The following is an 8887-nucleotide window of genomic DNA, read 5'->3' as shown; positions in this document are numbered from 1 at the left end:
ACCCATGCGTAGGCCCGAACTGATCTTGATGTCAGCAGCCCCATTTGGAGCAGAAAGGTTATTGGCAGAAAGACCGTTCGTGAAAGCCGTATACGCCGAACTGGATTGCGCTGGACCGGACGTGGCCAGATACCCGCCAAAGAAGTTTGTCCACGCGGCTCCGCTTGCGCCGGGCGTCGTCAGGTTGCCATCAGCGGTTGAGCGCCAGTAAAGGCCGTTATATACGACCAATGAATATTTTTTGTATCCTTTGATGAGCTGAGAAAAGTCTAACGACCAATCCGGAATGGCACCCGTGTTAAATAAATTCGCGACGAACCTTGTGTTTGCAGCATTGTTCGAAGAGTCTTGAAGGTTTGGCACGTCTGCACATGTGAGTGCTCCTACGTTCACGCTTCCGTCTGATCTTTTCACGGAGAGAGGCGAGTCTAACTCAGCTCCGTTGTCGTCATATCGGGTGATAGTGAAATCTGACCCTGCATTGCCCCCATTTTCCGAGGCAGGGCTTAAGGCAATCGCAAATCGATTGTTATTGTTGCTTTGCATCGCGATCATGCGGGTCGTCGCAGCTTGACCATTCAGCTCGATTTTTCCGCTATCAACAGCAAAACCGCCCGCTACACGTCCGCCTTTGAGGGAGAGACCGCTCAGGTTAGATAAAGCAACATCGGCATCGTCTACATCAGATAAGTTCCGGCTGGCTCGCAAGACATCCGAATATCCTGTCTGCTCATTCTGGAGGAGTGTAATGCGGTCGCCGTCATTACGCGCCTGTTTGAGCGTGATATGCGTGTCGTCAACTTTCGACCATTCATCATCTCTCAATCGGATGCCGTTGACGAAGACACCCAAACCATTCGCGGTCACTTTTGATAACGTGATTGCCGTTTGATTAGCGGCTAGTATCTGGTCTTCCTCAACAGTATCGACAAGAACATGCACTGATGCTGTTGGGTCCACCCATGTCCAAGAGCCATCTTCATTCGAAGATTTCGCAAGTAATTGACCTGATGTCCCACCAGCGAATACGTGCGCCGGGATAACATAATTTTGCACCCACAACCGGGTAGCAACAGAGACATTCTCGTCAACTGTTAAGTTTACTTCCGAGGCATTGGCGGCGATGAAGGTCATCGTGACCACGACCTGACCGAATGCTCCTTCCGTTGCCGTTGGTTTATAGACCTGCGGAAGATTAGCGACAGCGAAAAGAACTCCGTCCGCCGTATAAAGCCCTGCTTCACGCAAAGTGAAACCACCTGAAGAAGCAGGGATTATCGCCTCTGCCGTAAATTGGCTCGCATTATCCGGGTTAGGAGCAATTGCATTCAGCGCCAGACGCACTTGTTCGCGGACAAGTGCCGCTTGGTCTGCATTTGGCGTCACAGCACTCCCGCCGCCGTCCCCAATCGCCATATGCGTGAGAGTGATCTTGTCGCCACCAGCCTGCGAGGAGGTTTCAAGCGCAAGTCCGGCATTTGTCTTGATAGTCGTGTAGGTGTTCGTCATATCTCTGATCAAACGTTAATAGTTATGCCGTAGCATGTTGCGCCACCATGATAGGAAATCCCTTCGGACTCGCCTTCCATGTCAATACTAGATAGGTGAGATCGGGCATTTTTATTGGTCTGGACAATATTTAGGACCGATTTCCAATTTTGAATACTGATATCGTTCGATCCGATTTTCACTACCAGTCTGAATGTGTAAGGGTCGCGCTTCGGGCTATCATTAAACCATTCCAGCATCTGAATATTCAGGTTCAACGCTTCAAGCGCCGATCTAACGGCGTAGGCCGTGCCCTTCTTCCGGTGAACCATGTAAGAAGAAGCGACTGTCTGTCGTTTTTGCAGCTCTGACCAGTCGGTCGCCCAATTCTCCACGCGCCACGCCCAAGCCAGCCAAGCAACCACTGTAGGGGTATCGCTTGAGGGTTTACGGAAGATCGGATGACCTTGGGAATGGCATCAAGTCTATCCGCTAGAGTCAGGTCAAACGCGGTCTCTAAATCGGTCGCATTGGGCGGAAGAACGCTGTTAGACATTGGTTTCGGCCGCAGTGGTTACGGCAATGCCCGTGCAGTATGGTGCCTGATCCTGCGCAGCCGTAATGTCTCCCGCCCACCCGTCGAGGACTACCTTCTCAACTCCCGTTTGCTGCAAGGCAGCGTAAAGCCCAGACGTCGCGACTGTGTATCCGATCTTATGCACTCGGTCGGCATATGCCTGAGCAGCCGCTTGAGCCGCAGCAACAACGACTGAAGCGTCAGGTCCAGGATACAGAGTCAAGACAGCGCTGATCGCGAACGGCAGAATGGTAGCAGACTGCACAGTCACATTATCGGTCAGGGGTCGTACACTATCTGGCGTGATCGCATTTGAAACTGTTTCAACTAGGTCAGCCGGTGCCGTGCCGTCGCCCTGTGAGGATAGGATAAAGACCGTGACATTCCCCGGAGACGGAGATGTCACCTGCACATCAGCACCTGAGCACTCGCAGTCTTGGCAAAATAGGCATAACCGCCTTCGCTTCCCGCCGTAGAATAGCTCTCGAATGAAAGCTGGATGCGGGCGCGAAAATTGTCATCCGTTTCCATGACGGCGGCGGTTGGCGGAATAGTACTCGGGTCAGCAGGCGTGATCGTGAGGCGCGCAACATTGTAATTTGCACCTATCTGATCGAGATCGGCTCCCGAGGCATATGCAAGCATCACCGCCTTGAATGCGTCGTTCCGCGCCTGCTTCTCCACAGACAGCCGATAGGCAAACGCCTCGCAAAGCTTCTGCACCGGATCAGACTCAACAACCGCAGAATACGCAGGATAGCGTGCGGTGAAATCCGCAAGCAGTTCAGATAGTTCAGTCTCGGCTGAAACATCCGTGATGATCTGAGGGGCCGGGAGACCGGATAGATCGATTGCGCTATAGATTTGAGTGGTCATCGCGCAACCTCAATGCCGGTAATGGTGAGACTAGTTCCGCTCTCGGTATCCTTCGCGTATAGGTCTATCGTGATCCCTCCCGCATATGGTGCGACGTTTACTTTTGTGACGGAAATACGCGGCTCCCAGTTCGAAAGCGCTTCAACCGTCGCAGCATAGATGTCCATGACGCCAGACTTATTCATGGCGCTGTCAACCAGCTCCTGAAGTCGGCTTCCGTAATCGCGACGAATTACCCGCGTTCCAATGGGCGTAGTTAGTATATCGACAATTGATTGCAAGAGATGGTCGGTTCCCTGCAATACCTTGCCATTTTCTCTGTTCATTCCGATCATTGATATACCCACGAATAAGGGTATTTTTTATCAATGATCACTCTGCACTTACACTAACAAATGAGAATATCTCATTTCTACTTTGGAGGGCCGGTCATGCTTGACGACGCAATGGGATGCACGTGCTCGTCCAGGCTCTTCCCGCCGCCCATGACATCACCCTGAGCAGTGACGCCTCCCCCTATGGAAACATCCTTGTCAACGGTCAACGTCCCCGTGACATGGACCTTTGGCGTGTCGAGGGTGACGCTATCGGTCGCCTGCACGTTAGCGGACTGGCATTTTATCGTGATTGGACTGCTACCAGCTTGAACCAGCAAGGCATGACTGTCCGGATCGTAAGTTATCGTGCTGCCATCCTTGAAACGCTTGCCCCACACGTTTCCAGATGCAGGCGCGACCTGTGCATCTTGCGGTACCGCGCCGACGATAACGCCTTGTGACACATCGCCCCATAGCGAGAGAACGATGACCTGCTCTCCTACAGTCAAGCTATCGTAATCGAACGCATCGTAAGCGCGTCGGCTGGCCCAGTAGAGCCAATCTGTCACCGTGTTCCCGATAGCTACACGGGCTTGGTTACCCTGTATAGCTGAGACGACGCCGATGCGAACGAGGTTCGATATCTCTCGGTCGTGTCGTCCAACAGCATGACCTAGGTGGTTCACGCGCCTGACTTCCATATTTCCTTGTAGTCCCCGATATGGTCGGGACCAATTTCCGGAGCGCGTCCGAGGTAAACAGTTTGCGGAACGATACTGCCCCCCGACCAGACCGAGGCACCGAAGAATGCTTCCCTATGCACCCATTCGATACGCCAGATTGAGAAACGCCCGGACAAGGATGGCGAGAAGTCGTCGCGTGATCCCATCAAAACGTGCGCGGGCGAGGCATGCCCGCCAAACCGGTTCTTGTTGATGAAAGCGGACAGAGCCGCCGCAGAAAGGCGCGCCTGCATGGGGGCGTCTGGTCCGTTCTCACGAGTTAGAATTAGACGGGCCGAAAACCGAAGAGACATGCAAATCTGACCGGTGCCAGGGTCTTCGTCGCGGTTTTCCATCTCGTCAAGTTCTATGAGGCACGCGGGCAACTGGATGTTTTCGTCTTCATCATCGCGGTAGAATTCGATTGTTTGCAGGGCAGGGAACGCCGCTGCAATCTGACTCTGTATAGCGTTGTGCAGGGCTTCCAGATCAGTCGTCAGGTTGTTCGGGTCCGCCATTTCAGTTCTTGTTCCAATCGCTCGATATACCTGTTCTCAAACTCGTTCGTCTGCAAAACGTGTCGTCCGATGAAAGCCAAAGCGCGCTGATCGATGTCCACATTAACATCATCGACCGGGTAGCGATTTTTGCCTTTCCGCTTGAGAACTCGCAGGCGTCCAGTCCGACGTGACGTTGTTGTGAACGCGCCTTCTTCGTAATATGCGCCATCGCCGGTGATGACGCCTTTCGCACCCTTGCGAGGCTTCAGATCTGTGAACGGCACACCGTCCAACCCATACCAGACCTTGGCACCGCTAATGTCACCATGTATCCGGAACCGCTTCAGTCGCCGCCGAATGATAGACTGCCTTATCTTGAGCAGTGCAGAGAGACCGCGCAACGAGCGTGTTACCACCCATTGAGACATGCGCAGGTTGGTCGATCCCACCGCGCGTTCTATGTATTTCCCACCAGGATCGATAGCATCGATAATCGGGAGGAAATCCCCCCATCCCTTGAAGCCATCGATCTTGATTTCAAGATCCATTCTGTGACCTCGACAGTCGAAGCGTGGCCATACCTGTGCCATCCGGCTTTGGATCGTGGGTCAGCCAGAACACACCATACGGTAAGCTGTTCTGTTTGATAGTCAGGCGAGATCGTTTCTTCAGCCCTACCACATCCGATGCTTTAGCAGTGGCCCATGGATCGGACGTGTTCATGTCATACGTCCCCAGTTCGGCAGAAAAATACTGTTCTTCGACTATGAGCGCGAACGCCTGACCGCCGTCCGGTGTGGCCGTGACAGCGAAGTCATCTAGAGACAGAAAGCTGTCTAGATCGTCCCACGCAGGAACAGGCATGGTTATTTCCGCTCGTTCTCTTGATCGCAGGGCGGCTAGTAGCCGCCCTGACGTTGTTTACTTGCTGCCAGTGCCGCTGCTCGACGGGGGCGGAGCACCGATCACGAAAGACTCAATGCGGCGAACCTGCCAGTCGATATCTTGGAACGTCACAATACGGATGCCGCCAGACTTCGAGTTGGAATACGGATCGACCATCATTTCCAGACCGCCCCACATACCCATAAGAACGTCCGCAAAGTTTCCGAAGAACATATCCCCAGAGCTGATCTGGTTCGAAATATCGCAGGCATAGCCGTTCACGGTGTCGCCCGGTTCCCAGATCGTGCCAGCAGGGGACGGCGTGCCGGGGAACTTCAGGGTCTGCTTGGCATAGCCACGGAAATCGGCGCGCGCCTTGTAGCGCATCCCGGCAACATCGGCGTTTTTCAGCGCGACAGTCGTTTCCATGTTCACCAGTTCACCAAATGTCGGCTGGGAAGCAGCGAACTGGGTAGAGGAAATCCCCGCAAGGTTCTTCAGGCCGGTCGGCTGGTGGTTGGAACCCGTGCCATAGTAACCACTCAGATCGATCGCCAGCCCCATCGAACGCGCCAGATCGCGTCGAATTAGCGACTCAACATCAAGGCTCGACTGCATGAGGAATTTGCGCGTGACATCGGTATACGCTGCCAGCGTCTTCGGGCTCATGGTAAGCTGGCCGAAATCCATATTGCTTTCGGTTGCGTCGTCACCTTCGCCTAGCCAGTAACCTTGCGTGGCAGCCGTCTGCTTCGGGATATCGATATTGCCGATCAGACCGCCCAGCATAGCAATGCCATGGGTGAACGTAGCACGGTTGCGCAGGATATCGATGTAACTGGACGCGAGAAGGTTCGTTGCAACGAGACTGCTACCCGTCGCACCGCTGCCCGTCTGCCCATTACTCCCCAGGCTCATGCCGGTGTCACGTTGCGCCTGCTCGAAGCCTTCGAACACGGCGGACCGCAACACATCAGAAGGGATCACCCAGTTGCCTGAGTCCTGCTTGACCTGTTTCGAACGGGCCGCCTCGGACAGTTCCCGCTCGAAACCGGCTGCTTCCTGTGCCTTGCGGTCCTGCGGGTTCGCCAAGGCGCGTGCCACGCGCACCATCGAGAAATTCGCAAGATCGCGCTTCTCCATGCCGACATCGGAGTTCTTGCGACCTACAGGTGCTTCCTTCCCCTGACGAACAAGCAGCGCACGCTGCAAGCTTTCCACCGAGCCGTCTGGGTTCCCCGCGTGTTCGGCTGCGAGATCGGAAGCGTTGTATTCACGCCCGAGATCGAGAATATCTTTGACGCGCTTCTGTTCAGCAGAGCGGGCGCGCACCATGATTTCGTTTTCGTCCACTTGAGACCTTGCCTGAGTTTGCGTTTGCGCGGTGTCCGCGCTGGAATTACTTTTCGAAGCCGTATTCTCAACGGGTTTCTCGTCTGGCTCCACTGACAGATGAGAATAATTGCGCCCTACGCCCACAGAGTGGTCGGCAGGCACGCCCACGAATGAAATTTCATAAGGCTCCCATCCGGTGATGCGATAAACGTCTTCACCATCTTCGCGTGTCTCAACGAGCTTCATGCCTGTGACGCGATAGCCAACGGAGACGTGCTTGCGTATCTGGTCCGCTACGTCATTGAAAATCTGATCTGCTCGGGGCGATCTGCCAAAACGGACAGTTGCGCGACCCTTTCCGTCATTATCGATGCGTGCCGTCCCCGGAACAACGACACCGATCTGATCGCGCGTGTTGTGATCCATGAGGAGAGACGCGCTATCATTAAGTCGGGTCAGATCAGCTTCGCCGGGGTCATGCCCCAGTACTTCACGGCCAAACCAGCGCGGCACTTCTGCGCCTTCGCTTGAAAACGCCAGTTCAACCGTGCGTTCTTCCCGGTTGACACCTTCGACAACCGCAGCACGAACCGAACCGCCATCCTTGTTAAGGCGGGTAATGATGCCTTCGATGTTCACTTGTCTGATTTCCCATTGCCTTCAGACGACGCAGTGCCGTCCGGTTCTTCGTTGATCGCGATCTTGACTTGATCTCCCTGCGCCGCCTGGATCGCTGTTTCGGGGATGCCCTTATCTTTCGCCATCTGGTAAAATTGTGCGATTTCATCCAGCACTTCCTCCGGATCGCCGCCGCGCTCACGGATGATTTCTTGAGGCGATTTGATGAGACTATCGACGGCTTGCCGGTTGGCCGCCGCATCGCTCTTGGGATCAACCCAATCCCAACGTCTTCCGTGGAACGTCGCAGCCCGTTTGATTGCCCGCAGGCGCGTCGCAGGAACCTTGTATCCATCGTCATTGATGACCATACCGCGTAGCAGCGCTTCTGCGATCCAGCGGCGAAATACGGGGATACAGAACCCTTCAATGAGAAGCTTCTGATCTTCCTTCCATAGCTCCCGCTCTTCAATCGTCCCCGCACGGATCGATGAGAAATTGACGCCTTCGAGATCGTTACCCAAGGATGGGTAATTCATACCAAGGCCAGCGCCGACGCCTCGCAAGAGAGACTTCGTGAAGGTGGCGATCACGCCATCCGGAAATGAAGGGTCCCATTTCGACAGGTTCGCGCCCGCTGGCAGTTCTAGGAATGTGCCGCCTTCGGCCGTAATCCGAATTTCTTCATCATCATCCGCCTCAGGTCCGCTGTCCGGGTCCCAAGTGATGAGCCCCATCTTGCCCGCGCCGACTTCGGCATTCATTGCGGCGTTATCTTCAAAGCCCTTCAAGCGCTTGAGGCGAAATAATGCCGACATCGCCCATGGAAAGCCGCGCCGCTGCCCGACCATATCATGACGGTAAACGTGGCACACTTCAGCCGCAGGCACACGCTCGTAGCGCCGACCGTCAAACGCATAATAGTTCGCGTGATCGTCGTCCGACGTGAAGAAGTAGGCTACCGGCTTTTCCACCTGGTCATACTCGATACCGCAGCGGATGAAGGTGCCTTTTCCAGTGTCCGAAAGCTGATAATCAACCGGGCAACGCACGGCATCGATCATCTGCAATTGCAGGCCGAATGGCCCAGACGAAACTGTTTTAACGAAGACCTCGCCGTCAATGGCAAGCGTCGAGGCTGCAAGCAATAGCGTCTGAAGCCACGACTTTGCCCCGGTCACGTCGCAGTTTTCTGCCTCTCCCCAATCCTCCCACGATTGAGCGACAGCCGTGTTCGTTTTGGCGTCGCTCTTTGACGTGCTTGCGATTTTCGTGGCGCAACGCAGTTTCGGACCATGGCCGATGACGTTGGCGCGCACTCCACGCACGAACCGACGCATATACGGGTCGTTGATCGCCATATCTCGCGATCTGGCCTGCAAGATGCGGTGCCAAAGCATGAGCATTTCATCTGGCGTGACGGGCGTTCCGGGCCATGTCTCGGCAAACCGGTCTACACGCGCTGCATCAATGCCACCGACAAGACGCATCGCATTTCTTGCACGGCGTCCAGGAATGGCGGTTCCCGGCATCATGTCCCGTTTTTGTTTCGTATCCCGCTTCAGAAAA

The 8887-nt window shown here is 54.7% G+C and carries 11 protein-coding genes; all 11 read right to left on the bottom strand.

The features are described 5' to 3' along the window. Window positions 1–1509, bottom strand: a 1509-nt coding sequence (locus JCM15831_RS20305; protein WP_156938828.1) for a phage tail protein, incomplete at its 3' end; no start/stop codon positions are given. An 8-nt stretch (window positions 1510–1517) separates the two neighbouring features. Next, window positions 1518–1913, bottom strand: a complete 396-nt coding sequence (locus JCM15831_RS10430) for a phage tail protein I (RefSeq protein ID WP_198024298.1) — start codon at window positions 1911–1913, stop codon at window positions 1518–1520. Window positions 1914–2036: 123 nt separating this feature from the next. Continuing rightward, window positions 2037–2477, bottom strand: a complete 441-nt coding sequence (locus JCM15831_RS21530) for a baseplate J/gp47 family protein (RefSeq protein ID WP_051528449.1) — start codon at window positions 2475–2477, stop codon at window positions 2037–2039. Next, window positions 2468–2941, bottom strand: coding sequence for a baseplate assembly protein (locus JCM15831_RS21525; protein WP_051528448.1), 474 nt, complete (start codon window positions 2939–2941; stop codon window positions 2468–2470). The genes JCM15831_RS21530 and JCM15831_RS21525 overlap by 10 nt, the downstream gene beginning before the upstream one ends. Next, on the bottom strand, window positions 2938–3267 hold the full coding sequence (locus JCM15831_RS10420; RefSeq protein WP_232228121.1) for a GPW/gp25 family protein: 330 nt from the start codon (window positions 3265–3267) through the stop codon (window positions 2938–2940). Before JCM15831_RS10420 ends, JCM15831_RS21525 begins: the two co-directional genes overlap by 4 nt. Before the next feature lie 86 nt (window positions 3268–3353). Beyond that, window positions 3354–3959 carry a phage baseplate assembly protein V gene (locus tag JCM15831_RS10415; protein ID WP_025824225.1) on the bottom strand — a complete coding sequence of 202 codons (606 nt, stop codon included), beginning with the start codon at window positions 3957–3959 and terminating at the stop codon, window positions 3354–3356. Beyond that, on the bottom strand, window positions 3941–4498 hold the full coding sequence (locus JCM15831_RS10410; RefSeq protein WP_025824224.1) for a hypothetical protein: 558 nt from the start codon (window positions 4496–4498) through the stop codon (window positions 3941–3943). Before JCM15831_RS10410 ends, JCM15831_RS10415 begins: the two co-directional genes overlap by 19 nt. Next, complete coding sequence (locus JCM15831_RS10405; RefSeq protein WP_025824223.1) at window positions 4477–5028, bottom strand: hypothetical protein; 552 nt, start codon at window positions 5026–5028, stop codon at window positions 4477–4479. The genes JCM15831_RS10410 and JCM15831_RS10405 overlap by 22 nt, the downstream gene beginning before the upstream one ends. Then, window positions 5018–5344, bottom strand: a complete 327-nt coding sequence (locus JCM15831_RS10400) for a head-tail joining protein (RefSeq protein ID WP_025824222.1) — start codon at window positions 5342–5344, stop codon at window positions 5018–5020. The genes JCM15831_RS10405 and JCM15831_RS10400 overlap by 11 nt, the downstream gene beginning before the upstream one ends. Window positions 5345–5401: 57 nt before the next feature. Further along, on the bottom strand, window positions 5402–7339 hold the full coding sequence (locus JCM15831_RS10395; protein WP_025824221.1) for a phage major capsid protein: 1938 nt from the start codon (window positions 7337–7339) through the stop codon (window positions 5402–5404). Then, a complete protein-coding gene (locus JCM15831_RS10390) occupies window positions 7336–8808 on the bottom strand; it encodes a phage portal protein (protein ID WP_269530441.1) in 1473 nt (490 codons plus the stop codon). Before JCM15831_RS10390 ends, JCM15831_RS10395 begins: the two co-directional genes overlap by 4 nt. Window positions 8809–8887 lie beyond the last annotated feature (79 nt).

This window comes from Asaia astilbis JCM 15831, assembly GCF_000613845.1.
GTDB classification, from domain to species: domain Bacteria; phylum Pseudomonadota; class Alphaproteobacteria; order Acetobacterales; family Acetobacteraceae; genus Asaia; species Asaia astilbis.
The sequence above is the reverse complement of the archived record's forward strand: the minus strand, read 5'-3'. Positions and strand labels throughout refer to the sequence as shown.

Bases quoted from the DNA above. Each gene is read 5' to 3' on its own strand.
- JCM15831_RS21525 (WP_051528448.1), bottom strand. From the start codon at position 2,941: ATGACCACTCAAATCTATAGCGCAATCGATCTATCCGGTCTCCCGGCC.
- JCM15831_RS10420 (WP_232228121.1), bottom strand. From the start codon at position 3,267: ATGAACAGAGAAAATGGCAAGGTATTGCAGGGAACCGACCATCTCTTG.
- JCM15831_RS10415 (WP_025824225.1), bottom strand. From the start codon at position 3,959: ATGGAAGTCAGGCGCGTGAACCACCTAGGTCATGCTGTTGGACGACAC.
- JCM15831_RS10410 (WP_025824224.1), bottom strand. From the start codon at position 4,498: ATGGCGGACCCGAACAACCTGACGACTGATCTGGAAGCCCTGCACAAC.
- JCM15831_RS10405 (WP_025824223.1), bottom strand. From the start codon at position 5,028: ATGGATCTTGAAATCAAGATCGATGGCTTCAAGGGATGGGGGGATTTC.
- JCM15831_RS10400 (WP_025824222.1), bottom strand. From the start codon at position 5,344: ATGCCTGTTCCTGCGTGGGACGATCTAGACAGCTTTCTGTCTCTAGAT.
- JCM15831_RS10390 (WP_269530441.1), bottom strand. From the start codon at position 8,808: ATGCGTCTTGTCGGTGGCATTGATGCAGCGCGTGTAGACCGGTTTGCC.